This is a genomic window from Amycolatopsis cihanbeyliensis (assembly GCF_006715045.1).
In the GTDB taxonomy this organism is placed as follows: Bacteria; Actinomycetota; Actinomycetes; order Mycobacteriales; family Pseudonocardiaceae; genus Amycolatopsis; species Amycolatopsis cihanbeyliensis.
The window spans coordinates 94,908-114,604 of sequence record NZ_VFML01000001.1 but is presented as its reverse complement, the minus strand read 5'-3'; the positions used below and the strand labels follow the sequence as shown (position 1 = coordinate 114,604).

The window sequence follows — 19,697 nt, the reverse complement described above, 5'->3', positions numbered from 1 at the left end:
CGACCCCCGAGGGGCCGATCGGGGTCACCACCAGGGGTTGAGGAACGACTGGTCGTCGAGGGCGCGGGTACCGAGACGGCGTTCGATGACGGCGCTCACCTCGGGGCCGAGGGGGCCGAACATGATCTCCTGGGACAGTCGTTCCAGCAGGTGCCCGCCGGTGAAGGTGCGGGCGCCGACGATGCGGCGGGCCACGGTCACCACCTCCTCGGCACGCCGGGTGCCGACGTACTTGGCGACGCCGGCCTCCGCCGAGGCCGCGGCGAGCAGGTCGGCATCCTCCGGTATGCGCCTGACCTCGGCGAGGCGCTCCCCCGCGCGTTGCAACACCTGGCAGGCGCTGCGGTAGTCGATAGCCAGCCTGCCGATGTCGATCACCATGCCGTCCAGCTCGGCCAGCGGCTTGCCGTCCCGGCCCTGGGTGTCGCGCAGGAACGTGCGCACCTCCTCCAGCGCACCGGCCGCACCGCCGAGGTAGAGCGCCGGGATCAGCAGTTGGTGCCAGGCCATCTCGAAGGCGAACAGCAGTTCCGCATGGGAGTTCGCCGGGTCGATGAGCTGGCTGTCCGCGGGCAGTTCCAGGTCGTGGAAGGTGATCCGGCGGGTGTCGGAGTCCAGCATCGCCGAGGGGAAAAGGTACGGACCGATCTCGATGGCCGGGTTGTCCTGCATCGGCGCGATGGCGAACACGCCGGGCCCCTGGTCGAGGATCTGGGTGATGAACACCAGCAGATCGCCCTCGGTGGCCAGGGAGGTGTAAGCGGCGGAGCCGTTGACGGCGAACCCGTCGGGCATGGGTTTGGCGTAGGTACCGACCGCGCCGAGCTTGTTGCCGTGCACCTTCGAGTTGGTGTTGGCGACCAGCCATCGGTTGTCCCGCACCGATTCGAGTAGCGCGTCGCGGCGGGCGTCGAGCACGGGGTCGCCGCCGGCCGGGAAGGTCGCCAGCGCGGAAGTGACGTAATAGTGGTTCTCCACCGCCAGCGCCACGGCGGGGGACACGCTGCCAAGCCGGTGCAGCACCTCGTAGCAGAACCGGAACAGCTTCCCGGTGTCCAGCTCGCCGCGCACCGGCACGAACGGCAGGTCGCTCTCGCGGAACCGGCGGTAGAAACCGGGAAGGTCACCGGTGGGCAGCGACTCCCGCAGCGCCGCCACGAGCGCGTCGAGCTGTTCGCGGTGTTGCGGGGAAAGCGCACTCGGGCCGTTACTCATGCCGCACCTCCTTGGGGCGCAAGACGAAGGAATCGTTCGGCCCACAGGCCCCGCAGTTCGGCGAGGAGCTCCGTGGGGTCGGCATCGACCCGGTCCAACGCGTCACCGAGGTTCGCCGGGCGGTCCAGCGAGTCCAGCAGCGCCGCGGCGGCGGGACCGATCCTGCGCCGCACCGGCGGGTCGTAGGTGGTGCGGATCTCGTGCCGAGCGCCACCCTGGTCGCGTTCGGTCTGCCCCTTGACCCGGAACAGCTTCACGTACGGCGGCACCGACACCTCCAATGCGCGCCAGTCCGCCTCGGCCGGGTCCGCACGGCTGAGCACGCGGTCACCGACGACGAGGCCGTCCAGTCCGGTGGTGAGGAAGGCGACCACCGCGTCGCGCACCGAGTCCACGGTCGGTTCCGTGCTGTTGTTGAACGACGTGTTCAGCAGCACGGGGACCCCGGTCCGCGCGCCGAAGGCGGTCAGCAGTTCCCAGTAGCCCGGGTTGTCCTCCCGCGCCACGGTGTGCAGCTTGGCGGTGCCGTCGGCGTGGGTGACCGCGGGCAACTCGGCCCGCCACTCCGGGCGCACCTCCAGTGCGAAGGTCATGAACGGCGAGGCGCCGGTCCGTCCTGGCAGCACGAAGAAGTCCGCGGCACGTTCCACCGGCACCGACGGCGCGAGCGGCCGGTACGGCTCGTTCCGTCCGGTGACCTCGTTGACCCGGGCGCGGGCCTCCTTCCGGCGAGCGTCGGCGAGGATGCTGCGGTTGCCGAGTGCGTGCGAGCCGAACTCCGCCCGGCCCCGCACCCAGCCGAGCACCTTGCCCTCGGCGAGCAGCCCGGCGACGTGCTCTGCCGGCCGCTCCGGTCGTGCCACGTCCACGAACGCGGACCAGCCGGCCAGCTCCGCATCGATGTCCTGGTCGCCGCCGAGCGAGCGGCCCCAGTACACGTGCCGCACCCGGGACCGGTCCAGGCGGTCCCCCGCGTCGTTGGCGGCCAGCAGCCCCGCCCCGACCGCGCACCCGGAGTCGTAGGCGGCGGGGTGCACGAACACGTCGTCGAACAGGCCGGAGCGCAGCACCCGCCCGCTCACCGCGGTGTTCTCGATCATTCCCCCGGCCATGCACAGGGTGCTCCTGCCGGTCCTCTCCCGGTAGTGCCGCAGCACGTGCAGCACCACCTCCTCGGTGGCCTCCTGCAAGGCCGCCGCCAGATCCCGGTGTACCTCGGCTGGTTCCTCGTGCCGCGGGCGGGGCGGGACCTCCCCGGCGAGCCGGTCCAGCGTGGCCAGGTCCACCGCGTAGTCGCCGTCCGGCAGCCGGCGGCACACCTGCTCCAGCAACGGCCGGAACCGGGCCGGGTCACCATGCGCTGCCAGTGCCATCGCCTTGTACTCCTCGAACAACCCGAAACCGAGGAAAGGCAGCGTCTTCTCCCACAACTGGTTCATCGAGCGCGCCGGCGGGATGGCGACGAGTTCCTCCAGGCGCAGCGCGCCGTCGGCGGTCCAGCCCGCGTCGAACACCCCTCCCGCGCTGTCCACCACGTACACCAGGGTGTCGTCGAAACCGGAGTGCGCGAGCGCGCCGGCGGCGTGGGTCAGCTTGTGCGCGTAGAAGTCCAGCTTGTCCTGCTCGACCTCGCAGCCGAGGTGAACACCGAGCGCTCCGGCGAACATCGTGCGAGCATCGGCGCGCAGCGGCCAGTCCGGCATCCGCAGGTACAGCCGGGTGAGCAACGCGTTGGCCGCGGCCTCGTCGACGTAGTAGGCGAAGCGGTCGATCTCCTCCGGGCGCACTCCGGCCTCGTCGAGGCAGAACCGGATCGCCGAGACCGGGAACTTGTTGGAGTGCTTGATCCGGTTGAGCCGTTCCTCCTCCGCGGCGGCGATGATCACACCGTCGCGTACCAGCACCGCGGCGCCGTCGTAGGTGTAGTTCTCCGGGGTGTCCAGGACCACGTCGTGTGCCGGGTCCAGTCCACCGGCCAGGCCGAGGGTCAGCACGGCTGTGACTCCGATCCGTCGTCACCGGGCACGGTCAGCGGTCCAGCGCCGGGTCGAGGCCGAGCGACACCTTGCCGATGTACTCCAGTGCCTCGTACGGAGCGAACGGCTGCATGAACGGGCCGGCCCGCACGTCGCGGTACAACCGGGCCAGCGGGTGCCGGCTCATGTACGAGCCACCACCGCAGATGATCATCGCCCGGTCCACCACTTCAATGGACTTGCGGTTGACCACGTACTTCATGCACTGCGTCTCCTTCATCAGCGCATTCGACTCGGCGGAGAGCGGGTCGCCGGTCTCGTAGCGCGCGAGGAACTCATCGGCCAGCTGCCCGACCCTGGCGAGCATCGCCCGGCAGGTCGCCAGGTCGATCTCGATCTCGGCCATGAGCTGCTGGATCGGGATGCGATCGGCCAGTCGCCGCTTGCGCGGTCCCTTGCGCTTCCCCGCTGCCTCGGCCGCGTGCGCCGTCGCGCACTCGGCGACACCCAGGAAGGTGGCGATCAGGGGAATGTTGGCCGTCAGGGCGAAGGTGGCGAAACCCTGGCCGACCTTGGCGTAGTTGTCCTTCACCGCGAACACGTGGCTGGCGGGCACGCGCACGTCGGTGAAGGTGATGTCGTTGCTTCCGGAGGCACGCATCCCCAGCGAGTCCCAGTTGTCCTCCACCACCAACCCGGGGGCGTCGCCGGGAACCATCGCGGTGCCGGTGAGGTAGCCGCCGCCGTCCTTGGGAATACGCACGCTGGGGAAGAACAGCTGCGCGGCGGGCGAGATGGTGCCGAAGATCTTGCGCCCGTTGAGCACGTAGCCGCCGTCGGCCGGGGTGGCCTCCATCTGTGGCGCGGTCAGGTCGGTGCCGCGCTCCGTGGTCGGGAAGCACATCACCACCGCTCCCGATCCGACCTGGCCCAGCAGCGCGGACAGCATCGCCGCGGTGTGCTCATCGCCCTCGGCCAGGCTGCGTCGCATGAACTGGCCGGCCACCGAGGCACCCGCGACGTGCATGTTCGCCGCGATCGCGGTGGAGGCGTCGCCGCGAGCCAGCCGGCTCAACCCGACCATGACGTCGTAAAGGGAGTCCACGCCAAGGCCGCCGTACTCGGCGCCGACAGTGCCGGCCAGGAAGGAACTCTGTGCCATCTCCTTGAAGTTCTGGAACGGGAAGGAACCTTCGACGTCGTGCTGCTCCGCCCGGGCGGCGAAATCCTCGGCGTGCCGTTCGGCGAGCTCCACGAACTGGCGCCCAGCCGCGGTCCGGGCGGTCAATTGCAGGTCGGCGAGCCGCCCTGCCGCGGTATCAGACGTCGACGGCGAGTCCGGCCGCGATTCGACCATATGCATCCCATCAGTCGTTTGCACGCAATAATGCGACAATAAGAAATAATCAATTAATGACTATCGGGGAACCCCAGTATTACCTGTGTAAATATCCCAGCACCCCCAGCGGTGCAAGTTAGTCTCCGCGCGGAATCTCAATCCTACCCACCACCCGGACGAACCACCAATAGTCCAACCAAGCTACCCGGGCAACCGAATGTGACGATCTTGCGACTACCTCGCCAAGATAGCACAGAATCCAACGTCAGGCGAACGGATACGGTTGCGGTGATCGACTGGACCACCCGAATGCCAACTCTCATCACCAGCAGTAAACGTTGGTGCGGTCAAACGTTCATCGCCCGACAGCGATGCCGCCATATTTCCGGACCACCGCCCGTCCGGCCCGGCCCGGCGGGCGATTAATCCGGCAAAACGCACGCGCGACCGGGTCGGTCTGCCATTTGGTTGACGTTTATACCTGCCGGCGACGGAATTTCTACCGCCCATCGGACCAATCCGGGGGGCGCGGCCGCGTACGTTCGAACCCCCATCCGGCCCAATTGATCAATTCCGCGAAGATCAGGTGCGGCGCCGCCCGGACAAAGCGACGCTCATGGGCGACGGCACACCGCGATGGAAAGGGTGCCATCATTGCGGGTGGCACCACGACGCAGGAGACCCGCCATGCGGGGCGGGCCGCGGCGCTGCCGGTGCGGCGTTCCTCCACCCTGTGGGGAAGGCTACTCGGGTCAAGCACATCCTCGATCGGCCGCCCATGCCGCACGAGCGCTCGAACTCTCCGCCGGAGACCAGCATCCCGCCGCCGGAGCCGACCATGAGGAACCCAGCCTGGAACCGGCCCCGCAACTGCCCACAGCCACGGCGGTCGACGACATCCTGACCCGATGGTTCCTCCGGCGACTCGGCGCGACATGAGCGACATCAAGATCACCGGCACGGCACCGTGCCGCTGGCTCATCTCCTGATCGGGACGGCGGGGCGGAGTCCGCGCAGCGTGACAGCGGCGGGCGTACTCCGATCGACATACAGGCCGGTGAAGTCGTCGATGACATCGAACGCGCCGGCCTCCCTCAGCTCCGGCACACCGATACCGGCGCAGCGTGTCCTCGCGGCGATCGCCGAGCGGACGCCGCTGACCGCGTCCTCGAAGACCAGTGTTTCGGCCGCCGGCACGTCGAGTGCGGCGCACCCCTTGCGGTAGGGCTCCGGATGCGGCTTGCCGTTGCCGACATCGTCCCGACCGATGATCGCGGTGAACGGGTCGGGCAGCTCCAGCAGACCGAGGACGTGGTCGTGCGCGTTGAGCAACGCCTGGCGGCCATCGTGGCCGCGCGGCTGCTGATTCTCTTCCTCGCGCTGTGGGCGCTGCGCACGGTCTCTCGCACCTGGCCTTCGTCATCGTGCCGCTCACGATCGCACTGCTACCGGCGGCGGTCCGCGCACCGCCGATGCGGTGGCTGACGCGGCACGGCCGAGGCGGCGGGCCTGGCACCACTCCGGGTAACCGACGATCCCTACCTGGTGGCCAAGGACGTGGGCCGGGATCGTACTGCTGACCGAGTGGCCCCGGTTCCGCACGCTCGACTGGGCCCGGCCGGCGGAGGCCGCCGACCGGGCCATGCCGGTCGACACCCGCAACCTGGTGGGGGGCGGACCGGCTGGCGGAAGCCGGATTCCGGCGAATCGGGCTGGGCACCGGCCCGGTCCGGGGGCCGGCGGGTAGCGACCCCGGCGGTGGCCGCAGGCCGGTCAGCCGAGACGGCCGCCGGAGCCGACAGGACCGAGCGGGAAACGGCGGTCAACCGAGGCGCGGAGCCGCCAGGGTTGGCAGGTGCGCGCCGGGTGTGACCGCGCGCCGGGTGGGTACCCGAAGGGCAACCCGTACCGGCGGCGCACTGTCGCGGCCGCAGACCCGAGCAGCAAGGAGGCGCGACCCCATGACCACGGACCGGAGGACGCTCGAGGCCGCACTGTCCGACGCCGACTTCCCTGCCGGCAAGGAGCAGCTCGTCTCCTACGCCGAGAACCACGGTGTGGACGCGGGCGCGGTGCGGGCTCTGCGGGCCATGCCTCCCGCCGAGTACGCCAACGTGGCCGAGGTCCTCCGATCGGCCCCACTGGACAAGGCCGCCGAGGAAGGCCAGTCAAGCTCGGACAAGGCACGGCAGGCGGGCCAGGACGCTCCGAGCGGACTCGCCGAGCATCAGCGTGCGACGCGGCCCAACCCCATCGTCGAGGAGCTCGGCGAGAACCGGGGCAGCTGAGCGCCCTCCGGGTGCACGGTCAGGTCAGCCGGTCGAACTCCCCGCCGGCCCAACGGATGTGGCTGTCCGCGGAGCGGTGCACGACCGCTTTGGCCTGGCTGTCGATGGTGTCGCCGCCCAGCGTGTAGAGCCGGTCGTACTCGTAGGCGTCCAGCCGCCGCACGATCCGGCGCACCACCGCGGGCGAGAGCGGCACCAGCTTCGGGTAGTTGCGGGTGAATGACACCCAGGCCGGGTGCACGGGAACCCCGCTGATCGTGTCGCCGACCAACAGGGTGCCGTCGCTCGTGCGGGCGACCGAACTGCCCGGCATGTGCCCACCGAGTTGGATGAGCTCGACGCCGGGTAACGGCTCGGCGTGGTCCTTCCAGTATTCGACGACGGGATCGGCGCGCGGCACCCACTCCTGGTCGTCGGCGTTCACCAACACGGGAACGCGTCCGAAGGCGTGGCTCCAGCTCACCTGCGCGGCGAACATGTGCGGGTGGCTCACCGCGATCACATCCACCCCGCCGAGCTCGCGCACCAGGCCCAGGACCTCCTCGTCGAGATAGGCGGGCGGATCCCAGAGCAGGTTGCCGTGCGCGGTCCGCACCAGGAACGACCAGTGGCCGATGGCGAACCTCGGTTCCCTGCGCAGGCTGTACACACCACGACCGTGGTCCCTGCGCAACGTTTCGTGCGGCTGCGCGGCCAGCTCCGCGTGCGTCGTCCACCCTCTGCCATGCGGTCCCAGATCGCCACGCTCCTCGACGCCGACCTCGCCGCGGTCGAGTACACAGCCGTCGACCGGCGGCGGCTCGGGTGAGTCCGGGTGTTCCAGCCCGCATCCGGTACAGATCCATATCGTCATGTGCCTATACTCAAACCTCGAGCGCGCTGGAGGTCAAGTCGCGTGTGGCGGAGCGGAGAACACCAGCGGTGGCGTATAGGCCGTTATACATAGCACATGCGCCTCGGCCGGCGGCTGGTCGCGAGCGGGTCAGGCGCGCCCGGTCGCCGTCCGGTCGCGGCCGGGCAGCCGTGTCGCGCCGGCGGCGGCGAGGAGGCAGAAGCCCAGCACCCACCAGAAGGTGTCGGCGAACGCCTGCGGGATCTCCGGCCCGCGCGCGGCCAGCCTGCCTTCCAGGATCACCGCGAGCACCGCGGTTCCGACCGAGCCGCCAACCGTGTTCAGCAGGTTCAGCGCGCTGGACGCGCGCGGGAGGTGGTCCCGATCCATCCTGCTGTACACGATGTTCATCACCGGGGCGCTGATCATGGCGATGCCGATGCCGCGCACCAGCAGCGACACCGCGATCAGGCCGTCCGCGGGCGTGCTCGCCAGCTGGGTGAACGGGAACGTGCCGAACGCGATCAGCCCGATCCCGAGCACCACGAGGGTGCGCGCGGCGAGCCGGTCGATGGTCCGGTTGACCAGTAGCGACCCGGCCGCGGCCCCCACACCCTGAGGCGCGAGCAGCAGGCCCGCCTCCCACGCCGAAAGCCCACGGCCCGCCTGCAGGTACAGCGGCAGCAGGAAGGTGGCGCCGAACACCGAGGCGCCCAACACGGCCAGCGCCAGCGCCGCCGCACCGAACGGCGGCCGGGTGAACAGGCGCGGGTCGATCAGCGGGCTGCGGCTCGTGCGCAGCCCGTGCCAGACGAACCCGAGGAGCATCCCGAGGCCGGTCAGTACCGCCGCCCACGCCACCGGCACCGGCACCACCTGCCCGTGCCCGAGCTCGGTGAGACCGAAGACCAGCACGGCGAGCCCTGGCGAGAGCAGCGCGGCCCCGCGGAGGTCGAACCGCGCACCCGCGGCCGAGGACGGCTGCGCAGGCACGTACCGGCGCGCCAGCAGGACCGCCCCCAGCCCGATCGGAAGGTTGACGTAGAACAGCCACGGCCAGTCGGCCACCCCGAGGATCGAGCCACCGACCAGCGGCCCGAGTACCGGGGACAGCATCGGCACCACCGCGACCACGCTGATCAGCCTGCCGATCCGGCGGGGGCCGGCGGCGCGGGCGAGCAGGGCCTGCCCGGTCGGTGGCAGCAGCCCGCCGCCGAGACCCTGCAGCACCCGGAACACCACCAGGCTGGTAACCGACCAGGCGAGGGCGCACAGCACCGACCCGATCAGGAACGCCACCACCGCGCAGATCCAGGTGCGGCGGCCACCGAAACGATCCGCGAGCCAGCCCGAGGTGGGCACGGCGGTGACGACCGCGAGCAGGTAGGCCGTGCTGACCCACTGGATCTCGGTGACCGAGGCGTCGAACTCGGTGGCGAGGGTGTCGATCCCGACCGTGACGATCGTGGCGTCCAGTGTCGCCATGAACGTGCCGAGCACCAGGATGAACGCGGTCCGCAGCAGCGGCGCGTCGATCCGCTCGGCGCCCTCGGAGTCGACCCCTCCCCCGCTACTCATCGGCGAACCGGGCGAGGAAACCGGGCGAGTCCTCCTCGAGCCGTCCCGCTTGCCGGAACTCCCGGAGCACCGCGAGCAGGTCCGCGCCCAGCCCGCGGACCTCCGCCGCGGTGAACATCCCGGAGCGGTACCCGAGGACGCCCACCCAGCCGCCGCCCTCCGGCATCACCGTCAGGGTCAGCGGGTGGTGGGTCGCCTCCCGGAACCGGGCCGCGGTGATCGTCAGCCCCGGCGCGGGCTCGCGGATGCGTTCCGGGTCCACCGGGTAGTTCTCGAACACCACCAGGCTGTCGAACAGCCTGCCGAGCCCGGTCAGCCGTTCCAGCTCGACCAGCCCGACGTGGTGGTGCTCGGTCATCGCCTGCTGCCGGGCCTGCAGGTCGGCCAGCGTGTCGGCGACCGTGCCGCCGAACCGGGCCCGCACCGGCACCGTGTTGGCCAGCAGGCCGACCATCTCCTCCACCTGATGGAGCTCCGGCGGGCGGCAGGCGACCATGGCACCGAAGCAGATGTCCCGGCGGCCCGACCGCGCCGCCAGCACCGTCGCCCACGCGCCCTGCAGCAGGGTGTTGGGGGTCAGCCCGCGCTCGGCGGCGACCCGGGTGAGCTGGCCGACCAGCTCACCTTCGAACTCCAGCAGCACCGGATCCTCGTCACGGGTCGAACCCGCGACCGTCCGGTCACCGGTCAGGTAGTCGCCCTCGGGCAGGCCGTCCAGCTCGGCGCGCCAGGCGGCCAGCGCGGCCTCCCGGTCCCGCTCGCCCAACAGTCGCAGGTACGCCGAGAACGGTATCGGCGTTTCCAGCCGGTGTGGGGCGCCGCGCAACCGCGCGGTGTAGAAAGTGAACAACTCGGTCAGCATGCGCGGCGCGGACCAGCCGTCGGAGAGCACGTGATGGCTGGTGAGCACGAACTCGAACTCCTCGGCCGCCCGGCGGATCACGGTCAGCCGTACCAGCGGACCGGCCGCGAGGTCGAACGGTTCGGCCCTGTCCTCGGCCAGGATCCGATCCACCCGCTGATCGACATCCACGCCGTCCACGGTGTCCGGACCGGACACGTCGACCACCCGGCAGTCCGGGCGAGGGCGCGCCGGGATCACCTGGACCTCGGACCCGGCGGGGAACACCGCGCCGAGGTTGGGGTGCCGCTCCAGCAGGTCCGCGCCGGCGGCGTGCAGGGTCTCGACGTCGAGTGCGCCGGTGATCGAGAAGGTCGACTGCACCGTGTACGGGTCCGGGGACTCCGCCCTGGAGTGCCGCAGCATCAGCTCCTGCAACGGGCCGAGCGGCAGGATGTCGGCGACCGGACGGTCCAGCTCGAGCACCTCGATGGTGTCCTGGTCCACTGTGCACAGCGGCAGGTCGGAGGGGGTGAGTCCGGCCCGTTCGAGGACCTCGGGATCGGTGGCGAGCCGGGTGAGCGCCTGCCGGAAGTGTTCGGCGAACTCACCGATCTCGGCCGTGGTGAACAGCGCGGAGGGCCAGGTGAACCGGACACCGAGTGAGCCGTCCTCGGCCAGCGCGTTGATCATCAGGCCGTGCGGCAGCGGCAGGTCCTCGTTGCCCCCGGATCCGAGCGGGTCCGCGTCCGGCGGGCGCCGCCACGAGGTTTCCTCGCTCGGCCGTTCGGGGAACCGGCCGAGGTAGTTCCAGCCGACCTCCGGGTGCACCTCGGGCAGGAGGCCCGCGGTGGTGAGGATGCCGTAGCCGAGGCCGTCGCCGGTGGCGTGCAGCCGCTCCTTGACCGCCTTCACCGTCTCCGGCAGGCCGGGGCCGGTCAGCTCGAGCCGGGCCGGATGGACCGCGGTGAACCAGCCGACGGTCTCGGTCAGATTGACCGGACCCCGGCGGTCGGCCGTGTGCTGCGGGCGCCCGTGGCTCTCCATGGCGACGAGCAGCTCGGCCGTGCCGCGCCAGCGGTGCGTCGCCTGGACCAGCGCGGTGAGCAACACGGGGTCCGGGGTGGTGCGGTAGGCCTGGGGCAGGGTGGTGAGCAGCGTCCGGGTCGGCTCCGGGCCGATCCGGATCTCGTGGTGCCGGGCGGTGGCCACGGTGTCCCGCGCCGGGTCGAGTGCGCGCCCCGCGATCGGCGGCGTGGCCGCCATCCGTCGCCAGTGCGGCAGTTCCCGGCGCCGGGAGTCCGCTGCCGCGCGCAGCTGCCGCGTCCAGCCGAGGAAGGACTCGCCGAACGAGAGACCGGTGCGCCCGAAGTACGCCAGGTTCTCCTGGAGGATGCGCCAGGACACGCCGTCCACCACGAGATGGTGCGCGATCAGCACCAGCCGGCCGAGCCGCGCGCGCCCGGCGTCCACCCACACGGCCCGGAACAGGGGCCCGGTCCACGGGTCGATCCGTTCCCGGACCTCGGTGATCCTGCTGTCCACCAGGGCACGCAGGTCGGCGGACTCGCCGGCCCGCACGTGGTCCAGCACGTCCGCCCCGGTGACCGTGCCGGCGGGCGGGATCCGCAGCACCGGCCCGGCTCCGGTGCGCGCCAGCCGCGCCCGCAGCACGGGGTGCCGCTGCAGCAACGTGTCCAGCGTGGCCCGCCACATCGGCTCGCTGCCGTCGGCCGGAACGCAGATCTCCATCCACTGGCAGAACCCGGTGGCGGATGCCCCGCCCGCCGCGCACCGGCGCAGCAGGTCCCGCATGACCGGGGTGAGCGGTGCGTCCCCGACGGCGGGTGCCTCGATGGTCTCCACTTCCTGCTCGGCTGTTCCGGCGCGGGCCGCGATCCCGGCGACGGTACGTCCCTCGAACACGTCCTTGGCGGTCAGGGTCAACCCCGTGCGCCGGGCGCGGGAGACCACCTGCAGCGACACGATGCTGTCCCCACCGAGGTCGAAGAAGGCGTCGTCGAGGTGGACCTCCGTGCTGCCCAGCACCTCGCGGAACACCTCGAGCAGGGTGGCCTCCGCCTCGGTGGCGGGTGGGCGCGCCGGGGTCGCCGGGTTCGCGTCCGGGGCGGGCAGCGCGGTCCGGTCGAGCTTGCCGCTGGGGCTGAGCGGCAGCCGGTCCAGCGGCACCAGCGCGGTGGGAACCATGTGGTCGGGCAGTTCCCCGGCCAGGTAATCGCGCACCGCCACCGGGTCCAGGTTCGCGTCGTCGGTGGGGATGACGTAGCCGACGAGGCGGCGCTCGCCGGGCCGGTCCTCGCGCACGACCACGGCGCAGGCTCGCACGTCCGGGTGCTGGGTCAGCACGGTCTCGATCTCGCCGAGCTCGATCCGGAAGCCGCGGATCTTCACCTGGTGGTCGGCCCGGCCGAGGAACACCAGTTGCCCGTCCGGTCGCCAGTACACCAGATCCCCGGTACGGTACGCGCGGTCGCCGGGTGCCCCGAAGGGATCGGCGACGAAGGCCGTCGCGGTCAGGCCCGGCCTGCCGACGTAGCCCCGGGCCAGCCCCGGCCCGCCGAGGTACAGCTCCCCCGGTACGCCGAAGCCGACCGGCAGCAGCCCGCCATCCAGTACATAGGCCCGGATGTTCGGGTCGGGCCTGCCGATGGGCAGGGGCCCCGGGTCGTCCGGATCGTATCGCCAGGTCACCGAGTTGATCGTGACCTCGGTGGGGCCGTAGGCGTTGAACAGTGCCGTGCGGCCGTTACCCCAGCGCCGGGCCAGTTCGGGGTCGAGGCGTTCGGCACCGACCACGAAGAACACCTCCGGGTCCACGCCCGCGTCGTCCGGCATCGCCGCGAGGAAGGACGGCAGCAGGTTCACCCCGGTCACCCGGTGCTCGGTGATGTAGTCCAGCAGTTCGTCGCCGGGCACCCGCACCTCCTCCGGTGCGATCACGCAGGTGCCTCCGGACAGCAGGGGCACCATGAACTGCCAGAAGGCCACGTCGAAGCTGGTCGAGGCGAAGTGCAGGTACCGGTCGTGCTCGGTGACCCCGACGACGTCCTCCTGCAACGCGATCAGGTCGGGCACCCCACGGTGCGGCACGGCGACACCCTTCGGACGCCCGGTGGTGCCCGAGGTGTAGATGACGTAGGCCAGCGCGTCCGCGGTGAGCCCGCGCCGGGCCCAGGCGGGATCGGTGTCCCATGCGGACGTCCGGTCGAGCTCGCCGAGGGTGCCAGGGTGGTCCAGCCGCAACACCGGGGTCTCCCGCGCGGCGGGCAGGTCCTCGCCGGTGGTCACCGCCGCGGCCGGGGCGATGTCCGCAAGCATGTAGGCGAGGCGCTCAGCCGGGTAGTCGGCGTCCATCGGCACGTACACCGCGCCCGCCTTGAGCACGCCGAACAGGGCGATCACCATCTCGACCTCGCGCCCGAGCAGGACGGCGACCGGGTCCTGGGGCCGCACGCCGCGTTCGATCAACGCGTGCGCGAGGCGGCTCGACCGGCGGTCCAGCTCCGCGTAGGTCAGGCTCCGGTCGCGGCACACCACCGCCTCCGCCGCGGGCTTGCGGCGCACCCAGCCGGCGAAGGTGTCCAAGCAGCTCTGCCGCGGCCGGGCAGGCAGGTCCCCGGTTCCGGTGCGCAGCAACCGGTCGTGCTCCGCCGGGTCGAGCGTCGGCAACCGGGCCACCGGCCGGCCCGGGTCGGCGACGATCTCCCGCAGCAGGTTGTGCAACCAGCGGCCGTAGGCGCGGATGGTGGCCCCGTCGAACGCCCGCGGCTGGTAGCCGAGGCCGACCACGATCTCGTCCTCGGGGATCACGATGACGGTGAGCGGGTAGTGGGTGGCGTCGGTGATGTCCACCCCTGCCAGGTCCAGTCCCGGCGCGAGCGGGGTCCGCCGCCGGCTGGACAGCGGGAAGTTCTCCATCACCAGCATCGTGTCGAACAGGTCGCCGACCCCCGCGAGCCGCTGGATGTCCGGCAGGCCGACGTGGTGGTGCTCGGCCAGCGCGACGTTGTCCGCGTGCACCTCGGCGAGTACCCGGGCGGCGGTGTCCGCGGGGTGGTGCCGGACGCGGACCGGGATGGTGTTGCCGAGCTGACCGATCATCGACTCCACGCCGTCGACCTCGGCCGGCCTTCCGGAGACCGGGCAACCGAACAGCACGTCCCGCCGCCCGGTGAGCCTGCCGAGCAGCAGCCCCCACGCGGTCTGCAGCACGGCGGTCAGGGTGATCCCGCGCTCGCGGGCGAAGGCGCGCAGGCGCTCGCTGAACTCCACGCCCAGCGGGATCGACACCCGGTCCGGCCGCTCGACCGCGGCCCCGGCGGCGGCCGGAGCGAGCCGGGTGCCCTCGTCCACTCCGGACAGTGCCTCCCGCCAGGCTCGCGGCGAGGCATCCCGGTCCCTACTCGCCAGCCACCGGAAGTACTCCGGCAACCCGGCCGCGGCCGGCACCGCTGGGCCGCCGCCGAGTTCGGCGTAGATCGCCAGCAGCGTGCGGCCGACCAGTGGCATCGACCACCCGTCCAGCAGCGCGTGGTGGTTGGTGATGGCCAGCCGGTGGTCCGCCGGACCGAGCGTGCACAGCAGGAAGCGGATCAGCGGCGGCTCGCCGGGGTCGAAGGGACGTTCCAGCTCGGCGCGAGCGTGCTCGGCGAACTCCTCGGCCCGGCCGGACAGGTCGAGTCGCCGCCAGTCCAGCTCGACCTCGGCGGGGATCACCTGGACGATCTCGCCGCCCGCCGTGGTCGCGAGGTACATCCGCAGCGCGGGGTGCCGCCGCAGCAGTTCCCCGGCCGCGGCGGCCAGCCGCCCGGCGTCCAGCTCGCCGGCCAGTTCGGTCACCGCCTGGACGACGTAGACGTCGGTGTCCTCGTCGTCGCGCACCAGCGTGTGGAAGGACAGCCCGGCCTGCAGCGCGGTGGCGGGCAGTACCTCCGCGATGCGGTGCCGCCGTTCCAGCGCGTCGATGGTGTCCTGGTCGATCTCCACCAGCGGCAGGTCCGAGGGGGTGAGCCCGCCGCCGTCCGGCCCGATCCGCTCGGCGTGGGCGGCCAGGGTGTCCAGCGCGGCCTCCCACGCCCGTTGGAGGCCGGCCACGGTGCCCCGGTCGAGCACCTCCCCCGCCGCGGTCCACTCCACCGCGATCCGGGGCGAATCCTCCTCGTGCACGAAGCAGTTCAGCGCCAGCACCTGCTCCAGCGCCTTGCCCGCGGGCTCGAGTACCGCGAAGGCGTCGCGTTCCGGCAGGTGCCATCCGGTGCCGGGCAGCGGGGCGAACCGGCCGAGGTAGTTCAGCAGCACGTCGGGTGGCGGGATGTCCGCCAGCCGTGGCCGGGTCTCCGGGTCGAGATGGCGCAGTACCCCGTAGCCGATCCCGCCGTCCGGGACACCCCGCTTGGCCTCCTTGGCCGCGCGCAGCAGCCGGTCCGGGTCGGTGCCCTCCGGCGAGGCTCCGGTGGCCACGCGTACCGGGTACTCGGCGGTGAACCAGCCGATGGTGCGGGAGAGGTCGAGATGTTCCCGCCCGTGGCCCTCCATGGTGACGGTCACCGCCTCCCCCGCCGGCACACCCCAGTCCCGCAGCGCCAGCACCAGCGCGGCGAGCAGCACCTCGTCCACCCCGGCGCGGTAGGCCGCCGGCAGCGTGCCCAGCACCGCCTCGGTCGTCTCCGCGGAGGCGACCGTGGTGGACCGGTGGGCGGTGGCCACGGTGTCCCGGGTCCGGTCCAGCGCCCGCTCGCCGATGCGGGTGCCCTCCAGCGCCTGGCGCCAGTAGTCCAGCTCGGCCCGGCGGGCGCCGGTCTCACCCTGCTCGGCGAGCAGGGTGGCGTGCCTGCGCCACGAGGTCGTGCCCGGCGCGAGGTCCCGCGCCCCGCCCACGCAGGCCGTGTGCAGGTCGGGCAGCAGGATGCGCCAGGACACCCCGTCGATCACCAGGTGGTGCGCGACCACGACCAGCCGGTCCGGCTCGCCGCGCGGGGTGCGCAGCAGGGCCACGCGCAGCAGGTCACCGGAGCGCGGGTCGAGGGAACCGGCCAGCCGCTCGGCCAGTTCCGCCACCTCGCCGGTGTGCGCCTCGCTCACCACCGCGGCGGCGTCCACCGCTCCCCGCGGCCGGACGACCAGTCCGGTGCGGTCTCCCCGCAGCCGGAGCGCGTCGTGCCGGTCCAGCACCGCCCGCACACCCTCGAGCAGGTCGGCCGGTGCGAGTTCGCCGTCCAGGCGCAGCGCGGTCCACTGCGCGTACCCGGCCACCGCGTCGATGTCCGGGTGCGGGTCGAGCAGGGCGCGCACGATCGGCGGGGCGGGCACGGGTCCGGTCGCCTCGTCCGGCGGCGCGGCGGTGTCGCCGTCGATCTCCCTGCTCGCGGCCGCCAGCGCGGCGAGGCTGCGCCGCGCCAGCAGGTCCCGCGGCCGCAGCTCCAGTCCGCGTGCCCGCAGCCTGCTGCTCACGGTGATGGCGGTGATGCTGTCCCCGCCGAGAGCGAAGAAGTCGTCCTCGACGCCGACCCGCTCCAGGCCGAACACCTCGGCGACGGCCTCGCACAGCACCCGCTCCCGCTCCGTGCTCGCGGCCCGGCCGCCGCCGGTGGCGGGTGGTGCGGGCAGGGCGGCGCGATCCAGCTTGCCGTTGCTGGTGACCGGCAGTTCGTCCAGCAACACCACGGCCGCGGGTACCAGATGGTCCGGTACCCGCTCGGCGAGCGTGGCACGCACCGAGTCTGCGGTCAGCTCGGTCCCGGAGCTCGCGGGCACCACGTAGCCGACCAGCCGGGTGCGGTCGCCGTCGGTGCGGACCACGGCGGCGGCCGCGCTCACTCCGGGCACCGCGCCCAGCGCGGCCTCGACCTCCCCGGTCTCCACCCGGTGGCCGCGGATCTTGACCTGCCCGTCGGCGCGGCCGAGGTACTCCAGCCCTCGGCCGGGCACCCAGCGCGCCAGGTCCCCGGTGCGGTAGGCCCGCCCACCCGTCACCCGGCCACCGCCCCCCATCGAGGCGCTTCGCGCCGCGGTATCCTCGGGGCTCCCCCACGGGTCCGCGATGAACCGCTCCGCGGTGACGCCCGGCTGGTTCGCGTAACCGCGGGCCAGATGCGGCCCGGCGAGGTACAGCTCGCCGCGGGTCCCGTGCGGCACCGGCCGCAGGGCGTTGTCCAGCAGGTAGACCCGGGTGCCCGCCAGCGGGTGGCCGATGGTCGGTTCGCCGCCGTCGATCCGGGCGGTGGCGCTGTCCACCGCGGCCTCGGTGGGGCCGTACATGTTGCGGGCCGGGATCCCGGCCGCCGCGACCCGGCGCCACAGCGTTTCCGGGGTGGCCTCGCCGCCGAGCACGAGCAGGGATGGCCGGTGGTCGGCGGTGAGCAGGCCCGCCTCGAGCAGCGGGGCGGCCATCGAGGGGGTGGTGTCCACGACGTCGATCCGGTCCCGCAGGTAGGCGGCGAGCAGGGCGTCGGCGTCGCGGGTGGTCTCGGCGTCGTAGAGGTGCAGCTCGTGCCCGCAGAGCAGCCAGATCAGCTGGTCGAGCGAGGAGTCGAAGGCGAAGGAGTAGGTGTGCGCGGCACGCAGCGGCCGCCCCGTGGCCCGTTCCGCCTCGGCCACCACCGTGGCGCGGTGGTGGTGCAGCAACGCGGCCAGCCCGCCGGACCGGCCCAGCACCCCCTTGGGGCGCCCGGTGGAACCCGAGGTGTAGATGAGGTACGCCAGGTGTTCCGGGTGCCGCGGCGCGGCCAGCTCGGCGGGAGACAGCGGTTCGCCGGACAGCGTGGCCAGCTCCGCGCGCGTGTCCGCGGCGTCCAGGCGGAGCAGCCCGGCCTCGCCCGGCTCGAGCTCCGGGGAATCCGCGGTGGCCAGCAGGAGCGCGGGCCGGGCGTCGGCGACCAGCTCGCCCAGCCGCTCGGGCGGGTGCTCGGTGTCCAGCGGCAGGTACGCTGCGCCCGCGTCCAGCACCGCGAGCAGCGCGACGACCAGCTCGACCGACCGGGGCAGGGCGAGCGCCACCACGTCATCCGGCCCTACTCCCCTGGCCAGCAACGCCCTGGCCAGGCGGTGCACCCGGTCGGCGAGCTCGCCGGTGGCGAGTCGCCGCCTGCCGTGCACCAGCGCGGTCCGCTCCGGCCGCGCGGCGGCGAGCTCCGCGAGTACCGCGGGCACGTCCTCGGGCGACCCCGGCAGCGCGGGCGCCGTCCAGTCCTCCAGCAGCCGGGCGCGTTCCGCGGGTTCGAGCAGCTCGACCTGGCCCACCGCGGGCGCGTCCGGCGCGGTCAGGCCGGCGAGCAGGTCGCGCAGCACGGCCAGCCTGCGATCCACCCCGACCTGGTCGTTGCCCCTGGCGTCGACCTCGAAGCCGAGCAGCAGGCCGCCGTCCCGGGTGGGCAGCACGCTCAGCCCCATGTCCTCCGGTGGGCCGCCCGCGACGTTGCGCATCACGCCGGTGGACCCGGCGAAGTCGAGCTCGAGGTCGAACGCCTTGAGGTTGACTCCCCGCCCGTGCAGCAGCGCGCCGGCTCCCGGCACGCCCAGGTCCTGCGGCAGGTTCTCGCCGCGGTAGCGCTGGTGGGCACGCATCTCCCTGATGACGGCAGCGACCCGCCCGCTCAGCTCGTCCAGCCGGTCGCCCCCGCGGACCGTGACCCGCAGCGGCAGCACGTTCACCGCCATGGCCGGGGTGCGCAGCTCGGTGGAGCCGGTGCGGCACATCAGCGGGAACGCGAAGACGATGTCGGTTTCGCCCCGCAGCCGGTGCAGGAAGGCGGCGTAGCAGGCGATCAGCGCCTCGCCCCAGGTGGTACCGGCCGCGTCGGCGGCCGCCCGCAGCCGGGCGACCTCCTCCGGCGGCAGCTCGGCACGGGCGGTCAGGGTGCGCTCCGGCGGGCCGGTCATCGGCGTCTGCCGGTCGCTCAGCTCGGGCAGCGGGGTGAGCTGGTCGCGCCAGTACGCGCGGTCCCGCTCGAACTGCTCGCCGGCCAGGTAGGCCCGGTCGGCCTCCACCAGGTCGGCGAACCTGCCGAAACTCGACGGCGGGGCCTCGGTGCCCCGCACGAGCGCGGTGTAGTGGGCGGCGGTGCGCCGGGACAGCATGGCGGCGGTGTAGCCGTCGAAGATCAGGTGGTGCCCGAGCTGGGTGTACCAGACCGTGCACGCGGAAAGGCGGATGATCGTCTGCGCGTACAGCCTGCGGTCCACCATCCCCCGGCAGGCCTCCGCGGCCCGGTGCCGCTCGGCTTCCACCCGTGCGTGCGCGGCCGCGAGCGGATCGGCCTCGGCCCGCAGGTCGACCACCTCGGGCAGCGCCACGGGCTCGTCGGAGACGAGCTGGCGCGGGCCGTCCGGCGTCTCGAACACCCGCAGCCGCAGGCTCTCCGCCTCCTCGGTGGTCGCCCGCATCGCCTCGGCCAGCAACCGGACGTCGATCGGGGCCTCGCCGGAGATCTCCAGCACATCCCCGACCAGGTAGTCCCGCGAGTCCGGCTCCAGCCGTTGCGCGTTCCAGATGCCGAGCTGCGCACTGGTCAGCGCGAGAAACTCTTCGGCAGGCGCCTCGGCGGGCCTGCGGGACTGGACGCGGGCAGTGCTCAACTCACGCTCCTCGACTCGTCGGAGTGCTCAGCCT

At 72.5% G+C, this 19,697-nt stretch carries 8 protein-coding genes; 1 reads left to right on the top strand and 7 read right to left on the bottom strand.

What is annotated here, in order from left to right:
* Positions 1-24: 24 nt before the first annotated feature.
* From FB471_RS00275 to FB471_RS00250, 4 genes are all read right to left on the bottom strand, one after another.
* Positions 25-1,215, bottom strand: a complete 1,191-nt coding sequence (locus FB471_RS00275; RefSeq protein ID WP_141995367.1) for an acyl-CoA dehydrogenase family protein — start codon at positions 1,213-1,215, stop codon at positions 25-27.
* Positions 1,212-3,209 carry a carbamoyltransferase family protein gene (locus FB471_RS00270; RefSeq protein WP_141995366.1) on the bottom strand — a complete coding sequence of 666 codons (1,998 nt, stop codon included), beginning with the start codon at positions 3,207-3,209 and terminating at the stop codon, positions 1,212-1,214. The genes FB471_RS00275 and FB471_RS00270 overlap by 4 nt, the downstream gene beginning before the upstream one ends.
* A gap of 34 nt (positions 3,210-3,243) precedes the next feature.
* Entirely contained in the window at positions 3,244-4,572 is a 1,329-nt protein-coding gene (locus FB471_RS00265; protein WP_141995365.1) for an acyl-CoA dehydrogenase family protein, read from the bottom strand.
* 936 nt (positions 4,573-5,508) lie between these two features.
* Positions 5,509-5,862 carry an HAD family hydrolase gene (locus tag FB471_RS00250; protein WP_141995364.1) on the bottom strand — a complete coding sequence of 118 codons (354 nt, stop codon included), beginning with the start codon at positions 5,860-5,862 and terminating at the stop codon, positions 5,509-5,511.
* Between the two features lie 629 nt (positions 5,863-6,491).
* On the opposite strand from FB471_RS00250, the gene FB471_RS00245 reads away from it, so the two are divergent.
* A complete protein-coding gene (locus FB471_RS00245; RefSeq protein WP_141995363.1) occupies positions 6,492-6,818 on the top strand; it encodes a DUF2795 domain-containing protein in 327 nt (108 codons plus the stop codon).
* Between the two features lie 19 nt (positions 6,819-6,837).
* On the opposite strand, the gene FB471_RS00240 is transcribed toward FB471_RS00245, so the two are convergent.
* The 3 genes from FB471_RS00240 to FB471_RS00230 form a co-directional block, all read right to left on the bottom strand.
* Positions 6,838-7,671 (bottom strand): MBL fold metallo-hydrolase, encoded by an 834-nt coding sequence (locus FB471_RS00240; protein ID WP_170220645.1) that lies wholly within the window; start codon positions 7,669-7,671, stop codon positions 6,838-6,840.
* A gap of 129 nt (positions 7,672-7,800) precedes the next feature.
* Positions 7,801-9,228 (bottom strand): DHA2 family efflux MFS transporter permease subunit, encoded by a 1,428-nt coding sequence (locus tag FB471_RS00235; protein WP_141995362.1) that lies wholly within the window; start codon positions 9,226-9,228, stop codon positions 7,801-7,803.
* Complete coding sequence (locus tag FB471_RS00230; RefSeq protein ID WP_141995361.1) at positions 9,221-19,663, bottom strand: non-ribosomal peptide synthetase; 10,443 nt, start codon at positions 19,661-19,663, stop codon at positions 9,221-9,223. Before FB471_RS00230 ends, FB471_RS00235 begins: the two co-directional genes overlap by 8 nt.
* Positions 19,664-19,697: the final 34 nt, after the last annotated feature.